Annotated in this window: 12 protein-coding genes; 11 read left to right on the forward strand and 1 reads right to left on the reverse strand. The window is 64.7% G+C overall.

Annotated features, from left to right (window positions below; translation table 11 throughout):
* The first annotated feature begins 2 nt into the window (after positions 1-2).
* From QZV97_RS04760 to QZV97_RS04790, 7 genes are read left to right on the forward strand one after another with little or no spacing between them, the layout of a single operon-like run.
* Positions 3-2093 (forward strand): N-6 DNA methylase, encoded by a 2091-nt coding sequence (locus tag QZV97_RS04760; protein ID WP_295639258.1) that lies wholly within the window; start codon positions 3-5, stop codon positions 2091-2093.
* Positions 2090-3433, forward strand: a complete 1344-nt coding sequence (locus QZV97_RS04765; RefSeq protein WP_295639261.1) for an AAA family ATPase — start codon at positions 2090-2092, stop codon at positions 3431-3433. The genes QZV97_RS04760 and QZV97_RS04765 overlap by 4 nt, the downstream gene beginning before the upstream one ends.
* Positions 3430-4062 carry a hypothetical protein gene (locus QZV97_RS04770; protein WP_295639264.1) on the forward strand — a complete coding sequence of 211 codons (633 nt, stop codon included), beginning with the start codon at positions 3430-3432 and terminating at the stop codon, positions 4060-4062. Before QZV97_RS04765 ends, QZV97_RS04770 begins: the two co-directional genes overlap by 4 nt.
* Positions 4059-5462, forward strand: coding sequence for a hypothetical protein (locus QZV97_RS04775; RefSeq protein WP_295639268.1), 1404 nt, complete (start codon positions 4059-4061; stop codon positions 5460-5462). Before QZV97_RS04770 ends, QZV97_RS04775 begins: the two co-directional genes overlap by 4 nt.
* Positions 5462-9634, forward strand: coding sequence for a protein kinase (locus QZV97_RS04780; protein ID WP_295639271.1), 4173 nt, complete (start codon positions 5462-5464; stop codon positions 9632-9634). The genes QZV97_RS04775 and QZV97_RS04780 overlap by 1 nt, the downstream gene beginning before the upstream one ends.
* Positions 9624-11306, forward strand: coding sequence for a hypothetical protein (locus QZV97_RS04785; RefSeq protein WP_295639274.1), 1683 nt, complete (start codon positions 9624-9626; stop codon positions 11304-11306). The genes QZV97_RS04780 and QZV97_RS04785 overlap by 11 nt, the downstream gene beginning before the upstream one ends.
* Positions 11303-16864 (forward strand): hypothetical protein, encoded by a 5562-nt coding sequence (locus QZV97_RS04790; RefSeq protein WP_295639277.1) that lies wholly within the window; start codon positions 11303-11305, stop codon positions 16862-16864. The genes QZV97_RS04785 and QZV97_RS04790 overlap by 4 nt, the downstream gene beginning before the upstream one ends.
* Before the next feature lie 396 nt (positions 16865-17260).
* Here QZV97_RS04790 and QZV97_RS04795 read toward each other — a convergent pair whose 3' ends face one another.
* Entirely contained in the window at positions 17261-18058 is a 798-nt protein-coding gene (locus QZV97_RS04795; protein WP_295639280.1) for an AcaB family transcriptional regulator, read from the reverse strand.
* A 484-nt stretch (positions 18059-18542) separates the two neighbouring features.
* Here QZV97_RS04795 and QZV97_RS04800 point away from each other — a divergent pair, with 484 nt between their 5' ends.
* From QZV97_RS04800 to QZV97_RS04815, 4 genes are read left to right on the forward strand one after another with little or no spacing between them, the layout of a single operon-like run.
* Positions 18543-19166: a hypothetical protein gene (locus QZV97_RS04800; RefSeq protein ID WP_295639283.1), complete on the forward strand. Its 624-nt coding sequence runs from the start codon at positions 18543-18545 to the stop codon at positions 19164-19166.
* Between the two features lie 10 nt (positions 19167-19176).
* Positions 19177-19485, forward strand: a complete 309-nt coding sequence (locus QZV97_RS04805) for a hypothetical protein (protein WP_295639286.1) — start codon at positions 19177-19179, stop codon at positions 19483-19485.
* A gap of 11 nt (positions 19486-19496) precedes the next feature.
* Positions 19497-19805, forward strand: coding sequence for a hypothetical protein (locus QZV97_RS04810; protein WP_295639289.1), 309 nt, complete (start codon positions 19497-19499; stop codon positions 19803-19805).
* A 27-nt stretch (positions 19806-19832) separates the two neighbouring features.
* Positions 19833-20201 (forward strand): hypothetical protein, encoded by a 369-nt coding sequence (locus tag QZV97_RS04815; protein WP_295639292.1) that lies wholly within the window; start codon positions 19833-19835, stop codon positions 20199-20201.
* Positions 20202-20313 lie beyond the last annotated feature (112 nt).

The following is a 20313-nucleotide window of genomic DNA, read 5'->3' on the forward strand; positions in this document are numbered from 1 at the left end:
CGTTGACAGGCGCCGCCGAAGGCAGCGACACGTCCATCGACGAGACAAGCGCCATCGAGGACGGCAAGATCCTCGACTACATCACTGACAAGCCGGTCGCCGAGAGTGACAAGGAGCGCGTCCGCCAGCGCATTGCGCGCGCGCTGTTCCACGAGTACGGCATCAACGTCGACGACATGGTGCCCGACTTCAAGGTGAAGGTCGAGGAGTCCGGTCGTTCATCGAACAAGAAGATTGACATCGCCATCTTCGAGCCGGGTGCCAAGCACACACCCGAAAACGTGCGCCGCCTTGTGGTCTGCCAAAAAGAGCTGAAGCTCGGCGACAGGGGCGCGTACAAGATGCGCGACCACGACCAGGCCGCGAAGGATCTCGACCTCCTAAAAGAGGCGATGGCTGCGTGCGAGAAATGCAAGTACGGCCTGTGGACCAACGGCTTCGAGTTCTTCTTCTTTCAGGTTAAGCGCACCAAGTTCGACGTCAAGTTCATTCCCATCGGCGACTGGCCACTGGCCGACGAATCGATCGGCACGCGCGACGTCGCCTCGCACGCCAAACTCCGTCGCGCCGACCCGGAGATGCTGCGCACCGCGTTCCGGCGCTGCCACAACTTCATCCACGGCAATGAGGGCATGCCGAAGGACGCCGCCTTCTGGCAGTTCCTCTACCTCATCTTCGCCAAAATGCATGACGAGCGGCAGCCGAATGACGCGCGCCGCTTCTGGGCTGGGCGCTTCGAGAAGAATGGCCAGCTCATCGATGAGCAGTTCGATGCCGAAGGCCAGAAAGCCATCAAGAAGCGCATCCTCCCGCTCTTCGACGAGGTGAAGAAGAAGTACTCGACAGTCTTCCGAGGCAACGAGGAGATCACGCTCTCGGACCGCGCGCTCGCCTTCATGGTCTCGGAGCTTGCGAAGTACGACTTCGGCCGCACCGACGTCGACGCCAAGGGAGCCGCGTACCAGGAGATCGTCGGTACAAACCTGCGTGGTGATCGCGGCCAGTACTTCACGCCCCGCGGCCCCATCAAGCTCGTGGTCTCGATGCTAGACCCCAAGCCTGGCGAGCGCGTGCTCGACCCGGCGTGCGGCACGGGCGGCTTCCTCACCGCGACACTCGCGCACCTCGCGCACAAGTTCCAGGAGGAGAAGGGCATCGAGCCGGGCGCCGAGTCGACGCAGGAATTCCTCTCCATCCAAGAGCGCCTGGCCGAGTTCGTAAAGACGAACCTCTTCGGGGCCGACTTCGATCCGTTCCTCGTACGTGCTGCGCAGATGAATGCCGTGATGGCGAGCAACGCCGAGGCGCGTCTGTTCAACATCAACTCACTTGAGTTCCCCAAAGGACACCTGCCGGGGCTCGCTGAGGCCGAGAGGGCAGCCAAGCTCGGCACGATGGACGTGGTGATGACGAACCCGCCTTTTGGCTCGGAAATCCCGATCACTGACCCAAACATCCTGCGGAACTTCGATCTCGCGCACATCTGGGAGCGCACTGAAGACGGCGGCTTTCGCAACACGGGGCGCCTTCAGGGCAGCGTTGCGCCCGAGGTGCTCTTCATCGAGCGCTGCGTCGACTGGCTCAAGCCGGGCGGGCGCATGGGCATCGTCTTGCCCAACGGCATTCTCGGCAATCTTGGCGACGAGTACATCCGTTGGTGGATCTTGCGGCGCACGTGGGTGCTCGCGAGCATCGACCTTCCCGTCGAGGTCTTCATCGTTGAGGCCAACGTCAACATCCTCACAAGCCTGCTCTTCTTGAAGAAGAAGACGGAGCAGGAGCTGAAGGCGGGCGACCTCGGCAACGCTAAGGGCTACCCAGTGTTCATGGCGGTCGCAGAGAAGGTCGGCTTCGATCGGCGCGGCAACACGCTCTATAAACGCAGCCCCGATGGCGAGGAGATTCTCGAGGATGTCGAGGAGATTGAGCGCATTAGAACCAACGGTCACTTCGTCGAGCGGCGCCTGCGTCGCAAGAAGAAGGTCGTGGATAGCGACCTGCCGATCACTCTTGAGAACGGCCGCGTCATCGAGGGGCCGATTGCAGATGCATACCGGGCGTTCCGCACGAAGAACAAGGAACCAGGGACGTGATTACACGCATCGAAGCCACCCGCTATCGCTGCTTCGAGAAGCTCGACGTCGAGCTTGGAGACTTCCGCGTGCTCGTCGGCGCGAATGGCTCGGGCAAGACGACGTTGCTCGACATCCCTGTGCTGCTTGGTGATCTGCTAAGGGTTCGAACCATCGACGAGGCCTTCATGAGCGTTCGCGATGGCCGCGCCCCGCGTGCAGCGAGCTTGAGCGAGTTGCTCTTCCAAGGGCAGGGCGAGAACTTCATCCTCGGAGTTGAGGCGAAGCTTCCCGAACACGTGACGCGAGACCTCGGCGGCGATATGGTCGAGAGCGCCGCGCGTACGCATCTTCGGTATGAACTGAGGCTGCAGGTCTTCAACAAGACCGAGCTACAGGTTCAGAACGAGTATCTCTTCGCCTTCCCTGAGGGCCACGCGCCCGCGAGAGCGGGTGCCGATTTGACTGCCCCCCGCCTGCATGCAGAGGCGCAGCAGACCCGACCTGTGCGTCAGCCCAGGGGAAAGCACGGGTTGGTAAAGCCTCAGCCGCCGTCGCTTCCTCCGCCTTGGCGACTCATTCTGTCGCGTGAGTACGGCGATGACGCCGAGTACATCGGAGAGAAACAACGCAAGGGCGCCCGTTCATCGGTGAAGCTGGCGCCGAGCCAGCTCGCTCTGGCGCGCGTGCAGTTCGAGAATCAGAGCGACTTCCCTGCCGCGCGGTGGTTCTTCGACCTGCTCGTCGAGGATGCGGTGTTCTTCGATCCCGACTGGAACTCGCTGCGCATGGCGAGCCCTCCGGGACTACCGAAGACGAAGGTGCTTGGCTCAGCAAAGAACGCGCCGTGGCTCGCGCTCGAGTTGCAGAGGACCGATCCCGAGCGATTCGCTCTGTGGAAAACCCATGTTCGCCTCGCACTGCCGCAGGTCTCGGATATAAGCGTTCACGAGCGCGAGGACGACCATCATGCCTACTTCCGCGTTCGCTACGGCGATCGCTACGACGTACCATCGTCGGGGCTATCGGACGGCACGCTGCGCATCCTGGTGATGACGTTGCTCGCGTACATCGCCAAGCCGCCGCGATTTCTCGTCACCGAGGAGCCTGAGAACGGCATCCACCCGCAGGCGACGGAGATCGTTCTCCAGAGCCTCTCGTCGATCTACGATAGCCAGGTCATCGTCTCGTCGCACTCGCCCGTCGTGCTGGCGAGCATGAATCTCGAGCAGATCCTCGCGGCGCGGATCAGCGAGAGCGGCGCGGCCCAGGTCGTTGCCGGCACCCAGCACCCACGCCTTGTCGACTGGAAGGGCGAGGTTAGCCTGCCGACGCTGTTCGCCACGGGGGTGTTGGGATGAGCCGCGAGCTCGTCATCCTCGTAGCCGACGGCACGATGCGCGCTGTCTTTACCGCATTCTTCGAGCGGCAATTCCATCATGCGCTAATGTGCGCGCCGTTTGAATTCAACCCGCGCCTCGATCTCTTCAACAACCCGCTCGAGAAAGACGGCGGGGTGCACCTGCGCTGCCACGAGATTCTGCGCTCGTACCTCAACACGCATCGGCGCGCGCTCGTCGTCCTCGATCAGCAGTTCGGCGGCGAACGGCCGGCTGAGGAGGTTCGCGTCGAAATCGAGCAACGTCTCAACACCAACGGCTGGGCGGGCCGTGCGGCCGCCGCAGTTATCGAGCCCGAACTCGAGGTGCTGCTGTGGCAAGACAACGTCAACGTCGAGCGCGCGCTTCGCCACCAGGGCGGCTCGTTGCGTCGACTCCTCGCGACAGATGGCCGGTGGCCCGAGGGCGCGCCGAAGCCGCTAGCTCCTAAGGACGTCATCCAGACACTGATTCGCACCAACCGCGCCGGCGTGCCGATGGTGGTCTACAGCCAGATAGCGATGGCGGTTTCGACTGCGGGCTGTGTGGACCCTGCGTTCCATCGCGTTCGCGACGCGCTCCGCGCGTGGTTCCCCGCGGAGGGAACATGAAGATCACAGAGGTTCCAAACACGTGGATTCTGGACGAGGGACTGCGACTTGATCCGCGTCCTTACGTTGGCGGCGCCATACGCCTACGCAAACGCGTCCTCGAGTTGCCCCATTCAAGACTGGAGACTGTCACCACCGGCTTTCGAGGCGGAATCTTTACTCACCTCTTTTCACCCAAGCGAACCTACGTAGGCGACCGCAAGTACGGCGTGCCGTTCCTCGGTGCATCGTCAATGCTGCAAGCGGACCTGTCGGACCTTCCGCTGTTGTCCAAACGCGACGCTGAGTCGAGGAGCTACCAGCCCTTGAAGATTAAGCCGGGGATGACTCTCATCTCGTGTTCCGGTTCCGTGGGACGCATGGCATATGCGCGCGGTAGCATGGAAGGGATGGCGTCGGCCGGAGACCTGCTCAAGATTCAGCCGGACCCAGAGAAGATTCCTCCTGGCTACCTCTACGCGTTTCTTCGCTCTGAGGTAGGCGCTGCCCTCGTCAGCGGCGGTACCTACGGCACGATAGTCCAGCACCTGGAGCGGCAGCACGTTGCCGACATTCCAGTCCCGCGCCTCGGAAAACGCATAGAGACCGAGGTCCACAGCCTGATCGACGAGGCGGCACGGCTTCGAGATGAGGCTTCGGACGTGTTCTGGAAGGCGGACTCCCTGTTTGTCGAGTTGCTCTCGCTTCCTCAGCCGATTGCCCAGAACGGGTACCCTGCCCCGCAGATCTCTCAAAGCACGTCAGCAGAGTTCGTGAGGCGTGCGGACGCGTACTACTACGCGCCGCTGAATACCGACGCTCGCCGAGCATTTGACTCAGCGAAGGTGACTGTGACGCTCGGCAAGATTGCCGAGGTGTTCATTCCCGGAATCTTTAAGCGGCAGTATGCAACCGACCCGAGCTACGGCGTTCCGTACATCACTGGCGTTGACGTTTTTCGATTGGTACCGATAACTGACCAATACCTGCTAAAGCGTGTCGCCGAAGACGTTGGACTCGTGCTTCGCAAAGGGATGATTGTCATCCAAGAGGCGGGACAACTCGGAGGCTTGATTGGGCGGTCAGTGTTGGTCGGGGACAGCCTCGATGGCTACGCATGCTCGAACAATATGGTGCGCGTGATTGCGAACGACGCTGGCGACACTGGCTACCTCTATGCCGTACTCGCGAGCACGTACGGCATGCGCTTGATCTCACGGGAGGCAGCCGGTTCGAGCATTCCGCACATTGACGCTGGGCGTGTTCGTGCTCTTTCGATTCCGTGGCCGGAGCGCGGCATCCGTATGCGAATTGGTAAGCTCGTGATCGACGCTCAGCGCCGGCGTGACGAGGCGATCAACGTGGAGCGCAAGGCTGTGCGCATCGTCGAAGACGCCATCGAGAATGGAGAGTCAAACTGATGGCCACCGTGATCCCCATCGGCGAGCCGGTGAACGAGGCCGAACGCCAGGCCATCGCGCACCTGCGGGATCACCTGCCGGCGAGCTATCTCGTCCTGCACAACTTCGAGATCATCCGTAACGGCGAGACGTTCGAGGTCGACGTTGCTGTCGTCGCGCCGCACGCGGTCTATCTCGTCGACGTGAAGGGCACGCGTGGGCTCATCGATGTCTATGGGCCCAAGTGGTACCCGGAGGGTCGCCAACCCTTCAGCTCGCCGCTCGCCAAGCTGCGTGGGCATGCAAAGGCAGTGAAAGGCGTCATCACGAACAGCCAGCCCGGCCGCCGCGATCTTGAGGACATCTACGTCGACGCCGCCGTCGTGCTGACCGCGTCGGACGCCACGCTCGTCGACCAGGGCGGGCGCGATGCGCCAAACGTCACCACGCTAAAGAAGGCGGCAGCGTTCTTCCAGAACAGCACGCGCATCCCTGCGGGCAAGTCGAAGAACATAAGCGCGCATCACAAGATCATCATCAAGGCGCTCCAGGGCGTGGCGAAGGCGCGCTCAGGCCCGCAGCGCTTTGGCAACTGGCAGGCGCTCGAGAAGCTCGGTGGCACGGACAGCTACATCGAGTACCGCGCTTTCAACTCGATCATCGGGCAGCGCGCGACCGCGCTGGTGCGCGCATACCAGGCTGACCCCTACAAGCCGCTGGAGGAGCGTGCGAAGCAGAAGGCCCTCATCTCGGCCGCGTACCGCGCGCTCATTTCAATGCCCGGCCATCCCGGCATCATAGGCGTCCGCGAGTTCTTCACGAGCGAAGGCGAGGACAAGTACTTCCTCGTCACCGAGGACGTGCCGGGACAGGCTCTTCGCCTGCATATCGAGAAGCCGACGCTGGCGCTCACCCTGGACCAGAAAACCACCATCGCCGCCGACCTGCTCACAGCGCTCGGGCACCTGCAGACGCACAAGGTCGTTCACCGAAACATCTCGCCGTCGAACATCCTCGTGGGCACCGACGGGCGCGTACGCCTCACAGGCTTCGACTTCGCGCGCCCGGGAATGGATCACAGCCGCACCATCGCGCAGGAGATCGTCGACGACCTCGAGCCCAAGTACATGGCGCCCGAGATCCACGGCGAACCCGCCGCGGCAACGCCGGCCTCCGACATCTTCAGCGTGGGGCTCGTGCTCTACGAGCTGTTCACCGGCGAGCGGCCGTTCAAGACGCCGACCGAGCTGTTCGAACAGAAGGCGGTGTTCGCGGTGAAGCCGAGCGCCGCGCGACCCGAGCTGCCCAAGGGCTTCGACGTCTGGCTCCAGAAACTCTGCGGGTTCGACCCCGAGAAGCGCGCGACGGCTGTCTGGGCGCTCGCCGAGCTGAAGATCATCTTCGACCCGAGTGCGAGCCCGGTTGCGGAGACGTCTGCGCCTGCATGCGCGCCCGCCGTCGAGGCTGGGCAGCCTCAGCTCGACTACTCGAACCTGCCGGCGCAGACCCAGCTCACGCAGAAGTACGTCGTCGAGAAACGCCTCGGCAAGCCCGGCTCTTTCGGCGTCGCCTACAAGGTCATCGACACGCTCGGCGATGTCTCGCGCGCGATGAAGCTCGTGCTGCGTGACCGGGTCTCGACCGTCGACCGGCTCAAGAAGGAATACAAGACGCTACTTCGCATCCCGGATCATCCGAACGTTGTGAAGGTGATCGATGCCGACTTCATCCCCGGCAATGGTCCCCCCTTCATCGTCTTCGAGTACATCGACGGGCTCGACGTCGGCGAAATGATCGACGGCAACCTGTTCGCTCCCGAGGACGCGCTTGAGCTTGCACGCCAGGTGGTGTCGGGCCTCGTCCACCTCCACGAGGCGGGCGTGTTCCACTGCGACATCAAGCCCCGCAACCTGCTGTGGACCGATCGCGGCGCGAAGATCATCGACTTCAACGTCGCCGTTTTCGGCGCAAACGGCGACCGGGGTGGCGGCTCACGTCGCTACCTGCCTCCTGACCTCGACCTCGAGTCGGTGCCGTCGACAAGCGATCTCGCGGACCGGGACCTCTATGCGCTGGGCATCACGCTTTACGAGGCGGTGACTGGGCGCTACCCGTGGGACGGCGCGCAGATGCCGCCGCCTGGCAAAGCTGCCGCCGACCCGCGCGAGCAGTCGAACCTGACCAACATTGCGCCGGAGCTTGCGGACATCATGCTGAAGGCCATCGCGCCCAAGCGCGCCGATCGCTTCGCGTCCGCTGTAGAGCTGCAAGGCGCCCTGACGAACGTGCCGACTGCGCGGCGAGCCGCACAGCCCACGACTCTCGTGCCGCTCGCGTGGGGCATGCCGGAGGACGGCGGCGGTGGGAAGCGAATCAGGACCGGGGGCGGCGCGGGGACTCCGATTCCGCCAAACACGAACCCATACGTGCGCCATCTGCTCACGGTGTACAGCCAGAGCAAGTGGAGCAACGCGGGCACCCGAGGCCTCGATGTCATCAGCGAGCAGACCTACGTCCAAACCGCGCTCGATCGCGAGTTGCTCCCATCGGTACTCGCGGGCGAGTTCGCGCTTGTCATCATCTCGGGCAATGCGGGTGACGGGAAGACGGCGTTTCTCCAGAAGCTCGAGCGCGCCGCCAAGGACGAGCAGGCCCTCGTCACACCCTTGCTGAACGGCGCGCGCTTCAAGCTGCGCGGCCGCACGTTCCTTTCCAACTACGATGGTAGTCAGGACGAGGGCGACCAGAAGAACGACGACGTGCTTCGCGCCTATCTCGCCCCGTTTAAGGGCAAGGACGCGTCGGGCTGGGCCGAGTCGAACGAGACGCGCCTCATCGCCATCAACGAGGGCCGCCTCGTGGATTTCCTTGAAGCGAACCGCGCCGATTTCGAAGCGCTCGCGGCGCTCGTGAAGGAGGGCCTCCGCACGGGTGAGCCAGCAAGAGGTGTGGCGGTCGTGAACCTCAACCTCCGAAGCGTGGTGGTCGATGCCCAAGGCTTCGACAACTCGATCCTCGAGCGGCTCGTCAGCCGCATGACGCAGGAGAAGTTCTGGGAGCCGTGCCACGGCTGCGACCTGAAGGACAAGTGCTACGCGTTCCATAACGCGAAGACCATCCAGGATGCGACGGCGGGCAAGCACGTTGTCGAGCGGCTCAAGAGCTTATACGCCATCACGCACCTGCGCGGGCGCCTGCACATCACGCTGCGCGATTTGCGCTCGGCGTTGGCTTACACGCTCGTGGGGACGCGCGACTGCGCCGGGATCCACGACTTATACCGCGCCGGCCAGCGCAACGAAATCGTTCAGGGCTTCTACTTCAACAGCTGGCGAGGCGGCGACGCGCCGAACGCAGACCGCCTCCTGACGCTGCTCTCCGAGGTAGACGTTGCGGACGCCGACGATCCGCGCCTCGATCGCGCCCTCGACTTCGTCTCACCCATCGAGGATCGCACGCTCTTCCGCTTCGATCAGCGCGGGACCTACGACCGCGAGATCCTCCGCAGCCTCTACGACGAGTTGCCGCGAGACGTGTCGGGCAAGGTCAGCGCGCATCGCGCAGAGGCGCACCGCCGCTTCATTGCGATGGCGCGCCGACGGTCGTTCTTCGAGCGTCGCGACACTGCCTGGCGCTCGATGTTGCCCTACAAGACGGCGGACGACTTGCTTGCCGTCGTGCGTGGTGATCGCAAGCCTGATCGTTTGCTTGAGCCGCTGCTCGTCGCCATCAACCGTGGCGAAGGGCTCACACGGCCCGAACGCATCGGCAACAATCTCGCGCTCGAGGTCCGCCGTGTCGACGGCGGCAGCGTGCGCTCGTACCGGCTGTACCCGCGCGAGCGCTTCTCGCTCGCGCTGGCAGACCAGGCCTCGCGCTCACGCTTCGTCGAGCACATGCCCACGGGCCTCGTCCTGCGGTACCGGGACAAGAACCTCCATGCCGAGCTTCTCGTCTCGCTCGACGTATACGAAATGCTGCAGCGCCTCAACGAGGGCTATCGGCCCAGCGTAGAGGAGGAACGCGGGTACTACTTGAGTCTCGTGGTTTTCAAGAACCAACTGGGTTCAGCCCCCTATCAGGAGGTCTTGCTGACGACTGCAGGTCGTGACTTCTACTTGGTCAAGCGCCAGGCCGACAGCCGCCTAGAGATGAGCTACGTTCGCGAGCCGGAGGCGATGTATGGCGCTTAGCCGACGAGACCGCGAGTTCCGGCTGCCAAAGATCAGCTACCTCGACTTCAAGCAACTCGAGATGGACCGGGTGCTGACCGCATTCTTCGCGCGGCTCGCGCACAACGGCTTTCCGAGCCGTCTGCGGCGCAAGGTGGAACTGTCGGTCGAGAGCTTCGTTGAGGAGTTCCTCGAGCACCCGGAGTGGTTCACGGGCTTCAAGGACCACCGCGAGGTACTCGAGCGCTGGGTCGAGACGCACCTGCTCGACGTCGTGAACCGGGGAAAACCGAACCAAGCGGTTGCCGCCCCTCGGCCGCTACACGGCTTCACGTACCGCTTCCGCAATCCGAAGCATTCGCGTGACTACGGAGCCGCACAGCACCTCTACGAAATGCTCTACGGCGCGCGGAACGGCGCGGGCCAGAAGGCGATCGAACACCTCAACCACTTCTTCTTTCAGGGCCACGACAAGGTCACAGGCAAGGCCGACACGGGCGCGGTACTCGACGTCGAGACACAGGCTCTCCTGCGGCTACTCGACCAGGTCGAGGACGCGCCCGACACGAAGTCTGGGCGCGAGAGTTTCCCTCCCCTTTGCGTGGGCGCAGCAGACCTCCTCGCCGAGGACATCCAGCGCCTGCTGTTCTACCAGCACTTCATCCCGCGCTCGGTAATGGTGGACTATCTGAAAGTCCTCATCGCCTTCCATCTCGGGCTCTATCACCTCCGGCTCCTGAAGCTCCTGCCGGCGCTCGTGCGCAAGAAGGACTCAGATCCCACATGCGCGACGGGCGCATGCCCGATGAACGCGAAGAGCCCGGCGAACCCGTTCGGAGACTGCCCCTACCGCGTGGGTCTTCTTGTCGACTTAGCGGGCCAGCCGGGGACGCCGATGGCGGCACTCGCCGAGCGCAGCGCGGACACCCACTACCGCCGCATCCCGACCTTTGTGCGAGCCTACTTTGCGACGAAGAAGCTCGACGAATTCGCCACCGACCTGGTTCGGCGCGGCAAGTTGTCAAAGCCGGCAAGTGGAGACTTTTCGGTGGGCGAGGTGCTGCAGCTCCTCGACGCGCCGCTGAAGGCCGAGCGCGAGAAGTTCTTCGGTCAGCGCATCTCTAGCCTCGTCGAGGAGACCTCTGGCGCGAAGGACGCTGAGCTCGATCCCGAGCTGAAGGCGGTCACGGAGATGAGGCTCTCCGAGTTCGACGCCTACATCGAGATGATCGTCGCACTGCGCGGTCGGTTCCACCGCCGGTACATCGTCGAGTGCCTCGACTCGCTCTTGCTCAAGAACCGCTCAGGTGCCGCGCTCGCGCAGGGGCGGACCAGGAACGCGCCGCGGCGCTTCGTGCTCGACAGCCGGCTCCTCGAGGTGCTGCTGCAGATCGCCGTCTTGAAGCCTGGCGGCGCGGAGGGGTTCCACACGGGCGAGCTGCGCGTCGACGAGCTGCTGGTATTCCTGCGTGAGCGCTACGGCATCTACATCGACCAGTTGCCGCGAAGCGATGGCTTCCCCACGACGAGCATCGAGGACCGACGCGCGCTTCGCGACAACCTCCGCGCATTCACCGGACGGCTCCGCGAGGTCGGCTTCTACCGCGACCTCTCCGACGCCTATGTCACGCAGACCATCACCCCAAGGTACCGCATCGCCGAAAGCGGCACGGCGCAAGGAGGACAGCCGTGAGCGCTGGGTTCCGGGAGCTGTCCTCAGGGCAGCTCACAATCGAGTTGGAGAACGTCGCGGTTCCGCTACTCGTGGAGCAGCTCCGCAACCGCGTCGCCGGGCATTGCATGCGCGTCAGCGACCTCGACGCCGAACTGATGGTTCGGCTCTGCGCGCGCCTCCGCGCCGAACTGCCCAACACAATGGTCGTCGTGCTCACGGATGGCAAGCTGGCTATCCCGGCCGACCTCGCGGTGTCGAGCACAAAGCTCGTCGAGCTGCGCAACCCGTACGCCGATGGCTCGCTGCGCCAGCCACTCCTCGTATTCGTGCCCAGCGAGGTACGCGCCTCGGCCGAGGATTCCTTCGGCGTGGCGACCTTCGAAGAGGTCTCTGTGACGGGCCTCTACGAAGCGCTCATCAAGCGGCTCGTCGACGAAATCCCGCCGGCGTTGCGCGGCTCCGTCCAGGTGTCGATTCGTCGCCTGCGTGAAGCCGAGACTCCCTGGACCTTTGCGGACTCGCTTTCGACAGTGCGCTTCCTTCTCACGGCCAAGGTGAACGGCAACGACGCCGAAGCCATCGGCGCCTCGCTCTATGAGATCGGCCTCGTTCCGGACTTCGAGTGGCTCGCGCCGCCGGAAAAGGCGCCGGCGCGCCTGATGCGCAACCGCGAGTGCGTCGAGAAGCTGACGTGGTCCCCGCGCTCGGAGCGCGGTCGCGTCGGCGATCTGGGGCTCGCCAAGCGCGCGTTCAAGAACCTGCTCGGCGACTTCCTCGCCGAAGCAGGCGCAGATGACCCGCGCCAGTGGGCTCGGCGCATCGTCGTCGACAAGTCGCATTGGCAGCTTGCCTTCAACAAGTGGGAGTTCGAGGATGGCGGCGTTCAGCCCGACGCCATCTTCATCGGCGAGGTGCAGACGGACCTTCCGTCCGTCGCCGAGGACGAGACAAAGGATCCGCTCGTGCAGCTCATCGCGCAGCGCATCCTTCCGATCAGCAGCCTCAAGAAGTTCAACGTCACGTTCCGTACGGAGCCGCATCCGAGCAAGGTGCAGGGGCTCGCCAAGTTCGCGGCGCAGGTCATCTCAAAGGAACACGGCCCCATCGGTCTCGTACGCAGCAAGGCCGCGTGGAGGACCGCCACCGACAAGGCGACCATCTCGTTCTCCGCGCTGGGCAAGATCGACTGGGAGGAAGGGTGGCACTTCGTCCGCATGCTCGCCCAAACGGAGAGCGGTGACCTGATCCCGCTGGTGGATGTCAACGGCCATCCCATCGCGTGGAGTGCCGAAGCCGAAGAGACTCTTCCGCGCCCGAACGAGAGTGACCTCTTCTACGTCCTACCCGACACGCAGGTCGAAGTGGAGCCAGCACAGCGCGCGGTCCCGCGTGAGCCGAGCGCTCTGCATGCCCTTTTCCGCGCGCAGTTCTCCGCCATTCTAGACAACCGCGACCCGACCAGCGTCGTCTTGGGACACGCTGCGTGGGCCGACAAGACCAAGGGCCACGTCACCGGCACCGACATGATCGAGGTGAAGCTCGGACGCGAGGGCTCGGTGCATGTGCCGGTCTCACGCGCGCTCAAGAGCATCGAGCAAAAGATCCTAGCCGCGCCCGAGGGGCCGATCAGTTGGCGCATACCATTGACCCACGGCGTGCCCGGGTCGAGTACCGGCGAGGTCAACGGCTGGCCGCAGGGGCCTGCTGTCGACAGCTTCCTCGAAGCGCGCAGGCGCTACTTCGAAGCGGTGCGGTGCGGCACGTCCGAGCTGGTGACGCAGGGTACCGACGCCGCTGCGCATGCCGAGCTCGCGAGCGACTACTCCGAGGCGTACCTCGAGTTGCTCGCCCACCTCTCACGCCGCGCCGAGGCGACGGCCAAGAGCGACTCGCAGCGGGCCTTCGCCGACCTGCGCAAGGTCCTCGCGCTCGACTCCGTGCTTCTCGCCATTGTCGACCACCGTGGCCGGCGCCGCGACGCCGTCCTGGTGGCACCCACGCACCCGCTTCGGGCGCTATGGTTCGCCACGTGGGCGAAGCTCGGAGCACGCTGGGTGGCAGCGGCGAAGAGCGCCCCGCATGAGTATGTGGTCCCGACGCGCGAGGCACTGCTGAAGCTCCTGTCGCCGACGAGCTTCCCGCCGGTCCTCCCGACAGAGGCGGGTCACGTGCTTACCGCCGTCGACAGCATCAACCCGTTCTGGACGCTCTTCGCACCCTCGAATGAGGAGGATCCTCGCGGCCTCGTTGGCGAAGTGTGCAGCGCGCTTGGCCTACCCGAGCCCGCCATCGGCGGCGCGCTCATCGACGGCGCGTACCTCGCCTCGCGCGTGCGGCGCTACCTCGTACAGCATCCCTACGTTCGCACGCTGACCATCAACGCGTTCAACCCGGGCCGCGCGGGCGTCCTCGGCGACATGCTCCTCGAACTTCAGAAGGAGTCGGCGTTCGCCGATCTCCGCTATGACCTTCGGCTGTTCGTGCCCGATCCCGACGCGCCTGGTGTAGGAGAGGAAATCGCCGCGCTGCTCACGCCCGACGGCGGCACGGCAGCGCGTGAAGCCGACGCTTTCTCGGTCCCGGCCGAGACGCACCTGCATCCTAAGCTGCGCTTCGCGGTGCGCGCGACCAGAGAATTCCGCACGAGCCCCGAGACGCACGCGGCACACCTGTCGCTGCTCTTCGACGTGTTCCCGGCCGAGGAAGTGGCGGCGCGCAGGGCCGACCCTCGCCACGCGACGGCCTTCGTTCACGGCCTCGTGCAGGAGTTCTCGACGGAGTACCACGAGGACGAGCTGACTGTTGCGTGGCGCCGGCTCCCACGTCACGGCATGGCCCGACCCATCGAGGATGCCGAGGAGCTTTCCGATCTGCTCGGCAGCCTTGCTGCTGCGATGTCGAGCGCGACGGCGACTATCGCTACGGGCCAGAGCGGCATGGATCTTCGTCCCGTGGTGAGTCTTGTGCTCGGGCCCGATGACCGCGCGCTCCTCCACCAGGTACATGAGGTGAGCGACTGGGTGTTCACGCTCGATCGAAACCTCGGCATCGAGTTCTTCGATCACGGTGGGCACGCGACGCGGCCCGACTACCTCATCGACCACTCGCCTGACATGGCGAGCATGCTGGGACACCGTCTCGTCATCACCTCGCGCTCGGTGGCCGAGCTTGAAGCACTTCTACGCCCAGTTCTCGAGCAGTACGGTCTCCAGGCTGAAGGGCGCCACGCGGTGGTGCTGCTCGACCAACTCCGGTCACTATCCGGGCGGCTCGCGTTGAAACTCATCTCATCGCCGACGCAGCGAGCGGAAGCCCTCGGCCTCGCGCTCTCGCGGCTTTATCTGGAACATCAGGGTGTCTTCGAGAACCAGATCGTCGTCCCGCTCGACGCTCACCTCGATTTGTACCGTGTGCTGAAGCAGGGGGCAGACGAGCTGGGCGACGAGGTGAGCTTCAAGCGCACCGACCTCGGTCTCTTCGACCTCGACATCAACCGGCGCATCGTCACGTGCCGACTCGTTGAGGTGAAGTGCTACTCGGGCGTCGGCGACCTTGCCGCGTACAACGCGCTCAAGTCGAGCATTGCTGAGCAGATCGGCCAGAGCGAACAGGTGCTCGCGCACCACTTCGACCCGCAGCGCACGCCCCAGGACCGTCCCGATCGAACGTTCAAGACGCGCGAGCTTGCGCTGCTCCTCGAGTTCTATTTGGAGCGCGCGGAGCGCTATGGAGCAATCACCCGGGAGGCCGCCGACGAGGCGCGCTACTTCGCTCACACGCTCGACGACGGATACCACCTCTCGTTCACGCGCAGCGCGCTCATCTTCGACTTCGCCAAGCCCGGCACGGAGCCGCCAGAGAGCGAGAGCGGCATCGAGTACCACCGCATCGGGGTCGACCTGATTCGTCAGCTCGTCGACGCCGCCGCGCCCAGCACTGAGTCGTCGGCGAGCATTGGCGCAAGCTCTTCGGGTAGCGGTGGCCAAGGTGGCGGAGAGCCGCGCCCAGGCGGTGTCATCGAGCTTAACCGTCGGCGCGAGCGCGCTCCTTCAGTGCCAACGCTTGACTCGGCCGCGTTCCTTGGCTCGCCGCGCGATCGATCGGTCTCGTGGGAGGAGCTGCGCGGCCGCCTGCCCAGCGTCCCGCCGCCTTCGCAGGACATGCCAGTCGCCCCGCAGGAGGTGGTGCCCATGCCCGCCGTGCCGCCGGCGGAGCGCCCGCGCGCGACGGTGGCGCTGCCCGCGGCGCGGCCGCCGAAGGCCGCCACGGTGGCTGACGTCGCACCCGCTGCGCTGCCTCCCGAATGTCCATCAGCGGAGCCGCCGCCCCCACCGAGCGCCGCTGCGAAGAATGCGCACGCCGTCCCCTACGACATAATGCTCGGCGTCACGGGTGACTCACCCCAGTACGGCCTTCTCGGCGATGTCTCAGGTCGGCGGATCTCGATCGACCTGAACCAAACGCACACCATCAGCCTTTTCGGCGTCCAGGGCGGCGGCAAGAGCTACACCCTCGGCACGATCGCGGAGATGGCCTCGCTGCACATTCCGCACATCAACGTCCTCCCGAACCCGCTCGCGACGGTCATCTTCCACTACAGCCCGACGATGGACTACCGCCCCGAGTTCACGTCGATGGTCGCGGCGAACAGCGAGGCCGCACAGGTGAAGGCACTTAAGGAGATGTTCGGCGCCGAGCCGCGGGCGCTCTGTGACGTGTTGCTGCTCGCGCCCGCCGACAAACTCGACGAACGAAAGCAGGAGTACCCGGACATCGAAGTGCGCCCGCTGAAGTTCGGCGCGGGTGAGCTGCAGACGAGCCATTGGCGCTTTCTCATGGGCGCGGTCGGTAACCGAGCCACGTACATCCGCCAACTCAATCGCGTGATGAAGTCGCTGCGTGACGACCTCACGCTCAAAGGGCTGAACGAAGGTATCGAGGCATCGTCGCTGCCCGACCACCTCAAGAGCATGGCGAAGATGCGCCTCGAGCTTGCGGCCGAGTACATCGACGACTCCGTTCGCCTGAAAGAGGAGATCCGCCCGGGCCGCCTCATCATCGTCGACCTCCGAGACGAGTTCATCGAGAAGGACGAAGCCCTCGGTCTCTTTGTCGTGCTCCTCCAAATTGTCGCGGACGCGAAGTGCCGCGACGCAGAGGGCGCTGAGCGCTCGTTCAACAAGCTGGTTGTTTTCGACGAGGCGCACAAATACATCGAGAGCCCTGACCTCGTGGCCGGCCTCATTGAGGTTGTGCGCGAGATGCGCCACAAGGGCACGAGCATCATGGTCGCCAGCCAGGATCCGCCCTCGGTGCCCATCTCGCTCATCGAGCTCTCGAGCCAAGTGATCCTGCACAAGTTCAACTCGCCTGCGTGGCTCAAGCACATCCAGAAGGCAAACGCGGCGCTCGGCTCGCTCACGCCGGAGAAGATGTCGAACCTGCGCCCCGGCGAGGCCTTCATCTGGTCGAGCAAAGCGACCGACGAGGCGTTCACCAAGAGCGCCGTGAAGATCCGCTGCCGGCCACGGGTGACCCACCACGGCGGCGCCACGAAGACGGCGGTGGGGGAGTGAGCGCGCTGGCCGGATGCGCGGTGGCAACGACCTGTAACGTTAGTCCAATGGCTGAGGGAAAGCTGCGTTGCTGTTCCCGGACGTGCCGCCGCAACGGCGGTCGTTTGTTGATGCTGCAGTTCAATGTCCGCTCTTGGCTGACTGCCGGTAGCCATGATGGTTGATCTTTATGCAATGAATCTCGATGCCGACGTGGGGCATCGGGCATCGGGCCATGGCGGCACGCGATCTCCGAGTGCCCTCGAAGAGGATGTGAGGATGAGCGGCTTGGCGCGGATCAGAACCGATAGTCGTGGACAAAGCGCCGCACCCACGCGGACCGCGAGTCGATACGAGGCCGCAAGGCCCGCAGACGGGGCGGACGGGACAGGCACGACGAAGCGACAGCACTCTTCCTTACGCTGTCGCATCGGCGGTTCCGTCGAGAGCAAGTTCGCAGTCCGCGGGCGCCGAAGCGTCCCGGTGACCAGCCCCTTCCTGCGGCGGCTCACCTGAGGCACCGCTGTCGTGATCGCCCTGCCCCGTTTCCGCATCCGCATCCTGCCGAACTCTCTCAGGTCCCGGCCGGCTTCGCCTGTCGTCGCCTTCGCCCTTCTTCGCGTCTGCCTCGTTCATGCGGCGCCTGACGCCCATCGAGAAGTTGCGAGCCGTCGACGACATGGCCAGAACGATGCGCTTGAAGTTCGACCGTTGGCGCTCGGCCTGCTGCTCGTTGACCACTTCCTCGATCTCCAAGGTCTGCAGCAGCGGCATGATCTGATCGAGTTTGTGGATGAGCTCGAAGTAGCGGCGCCCCAGTGCGGAGGTGATCCCGATCTCGACCTCCAGCGGCACCGTGTCGTAGGTCGCAACGACTTCGATGTTGTTGTTCTTCAGAAGAAGCTCGGCGCCGTCGATCGCCTTGTTGAGCTCTCCCGTAGCGACCTCCAGCTTCGCGCGAACCGCCTGCTCAATCTGTTCGATCGACTCCCGCGGCAGCTTCGTGCGGCCCAGCGTCGAGACGAAGTACATGCTGGCCTGGAAAGAGTAGAAGCAGCGGGCGAAGATGCGCTTGCCCTCAGCGCTCGCGAGACACGTCTTGCGCTTCAGTGAGGCAGCTTCCACCCGCCTGAAGTCGGCGCGGTACTCATCCTTGGCCAGGATGCGTCGGTTCGCCTCGCCGCTATCCAACAGCGCCAGTGCGGCCTCGTTCATGGGAACCTCCATGGTGTTGTGACGCCCGCCCGATCTTCACCAGCTCGGCGCCGGCACACCAAACGAGAATCCCGCCGTTTCAGGCTGGAGTACGAGGGGGGTCAGCCTCATGTTCAGGTGGTTGCCGACCTGGCAGAGCCGGGCGATTGACAACGCCCGGCGCCCACAGTACCTTTCGCGCATGTGCCGTAGCTGGCCCGGCACTCAAACTCGCGGCAAGCCCATCCACAGTGCACGACCCAACGTCGTGCCGCCCCTCGGGGCTCATCCCACCGACACGATCGACCTTTCGAGACATGACCGGCCTCCGGCACGCGTCGAAAGGTTTCTGATCGGTCAGCTGGTGCCGATCGCGCGCGTTCGCCGCGCGCTGCACTGACCAGCCCAAGACAGTCGGTCGTGACCGACACGTTCAAACCCCGCGGGGCATTGCGCCCCGCGACGGGCATCGCATTGCCTCCCGCTTTCCTGATGGAGGCTCACCATGCCGATGCCGAGTGTTCCTCGCGCACCAATCGCGCGAGACCCGCTCTCGCGAGCGTTCTATGCACTGCCGGCCGACCCCGACGCCCACGACGATCATCCGACCGTCCAGCTGCGCGATCTGCCGCCGCATGCACAGCAGGCCGTTCACGACTACCTCGATGACGCTGGCGAGCAGCCGGAATGGTCCGAAGAAGACGTGGTCCTGCTTCACTGGCGCCTGCTCCTGGAACTGCGGCGCCTTCCGGATCCGGAGACCCCGCTCGAAGAGAAGCTCGACACGCTGGCCTGGGCCTTGACGGACCCAGCGCTCGACGGTCGTCCCTTCTCGTTCGCAAACTGCCTGCGCGTGGTGGGCACCAGCCCGCTGTCACCGACGGCGTACTTCGGCGACCTGCAGGTCGAGGATGTGCGCGACTGGCTCCGGGCGAACGCACGCACGTGGGTCCGCGCGACGCTTTGCCGCTACCCCGACTGGGTGCAGGCCCTCATTCATGAGCAACCTGATTGGGTCGCGAAGCAACTCGCTCGCAACCCGCAGTGGCTCAACGAGCAAATCAAGGCGCACGACGAAACCGCCCAGCCCGACCTGTTCGGCTCCGCGGCATCGCTCCTGGCGTACTAGGAGGCACGAGATGGACCAAGCGCAGATCAGCCCCGGTTGGGCCGTGTTCGCGATCCTCATCCTCTGGGGCGTTGCAGGCGCACTGGACGAGCCGATCGAAGACACAGTGCCGCCGGAGCCGCCGCCCGCAGCGGAAACCTTCAGGGCCATCCGACTGCAGTGCGAAGTTGACGATGTCGCAGCGAGCGGCGACGTGCTGACCGAACGTCGTCCCATCGAGGTGAGCCTCGCTTCGTTCCGCATCCCGGCCCGCGCGCCGGCACCTCAACCGCGGCGCCTGCCGCCAACCACCCTTCGCTGTCTTGTCATCGACGAATGAGGAGCACTCACATGGCTCAACGCACCACGATCCGCCAGACCGAGCTGCGCAAGCTCGTCCCGGTTCGCACGCTCAACGATCTCGACTGGCTCGTGAAGGAAAGCGAGCTGATGACCGGCGAGCCCGGACGCGAGTTCGTCGTCGCCGGTGCCGACCGGCCGGCGTTTCACGTCCGGCTCGAGCACGGCGGCTATCAGATCCGACGCACCGACCACGACACCGGCGCCATGCCTCACCGGGCCACGGTGCCCGATCTCCTGAACCACACGCTGGGCAATGCCATCGCGTGTGGACTTCTGTACACCACCGCGCTGCAGTAGCGCGCGACCCTGAAAGGAGCAGCACCCATGCCCCACTTCGACCAATCCATCGGATCCGTCTCGACGCCGTACGGCGACGCGACCATCCACATCGGCCGCTATCCATCCGGCGGAGCCATCGCCGTGGAAGTCTTCCTGGGCCCGGCCCCCGACGAACTCTGGGCGTTCTCGACCAACCTCGTGCCGTACGGCGCACGGATCGCAGACGACGAGTTCACGGTGAAGTCCTGGTCCGAGAACGAACCGCTCGTCGAGCCGATGCTCGCGACGGGCTTGTTCGAGGACACCGGACGGCGCGTTCCGTCGGGCTTCGTCGAGGCACCCGTCTGGCGGCTGAAAGACCCGAAGCATGTCCCGCCGGTGCGCCGTCGGGCAGGAGTCCGCGCCGCCGCCTGAATCGGCGCCACCAGGCGCCGGATCCTCGCGACAGGCGAGAGACCAAGAACCGCTTCAGAGCGGTTCTTTCCAGAGCACACATGTCGACGTGTGCTCCGGAAAGACAGCGTTC

Origin of the sequence: uncultured Methylibium sp. (assembly GCF_902826655.1) — a bacterium.
In the GTDB taxonomy this organism is placed as follows: domain Bacteria; phylum Pseudomonadota; class Gammaproteobacteria; order Burkholderiales; family Burkholderiaceae_C; genus Methylibium.

Coding starts and splice junctions, on each gene's coding strand:
- QZV97_RS04800 (WP_295639283.1), top strand. CDS start 18,543: ATGCCGATGCCGAGTGTTCCTCGCGCACCAATCGCGCGAGACCCGCTC.
- QZV97_RS04780 (WP_295639271.1), top strand. CDS start 5,462: ATGGCCACCGTGATCCCCATCGGCGAGCCGGTGAACGAGGCCGAACGC.
- QZV97_RS04810 (WP_295639289.1), top strand. CDS start 19,497: ATGGCTCAACGCACCACGATCCGCCAGACCGAGCTGCGCAAGCTCGTC.
- QZV97_RS04805 (WP_295639286.1), top strand. CDS start 19,177: ATGGACCAAGCGCAGATCAGCCCCGGTTGGGCCGTGTTCGCGATCCTC.
- QZV97_RS04770 (WP_295639264.1), top strand. CDS start 3,430: ATGAGCCGCGAGCTCGTCATCCTCGTAGCCGACGGCACGATGCGCGCT.
- QZV97_RS04775 (WP_295639268.1), top strand. CDS start 4,059: ATGAAGATCACAGAGGTTCCAAACACGTGGATTCTGGACGAGGGACTG.
- QZV97_RS04785 (WP_295639274.1), top strand. CDS start 9,624: ATGGCGCTTAGCCGACGAGACCGCGAGTTCCGGCTGCCAAAGATCAGC.
- QZV97_RS04815 (WP_295639292.1), top strand. CDS start 19,833: ATGCCCCACTTCGACCAATCCATCGGATCCGTCTCGACGCCGTACGGC.
- QZV97_RS04795 (WP_295639280.1), bottom strand. CDS start 18,058: ATGAACGAGGCCGCACTGGCGCTGTTGGATAGCGGCGAGGCGAACCGA.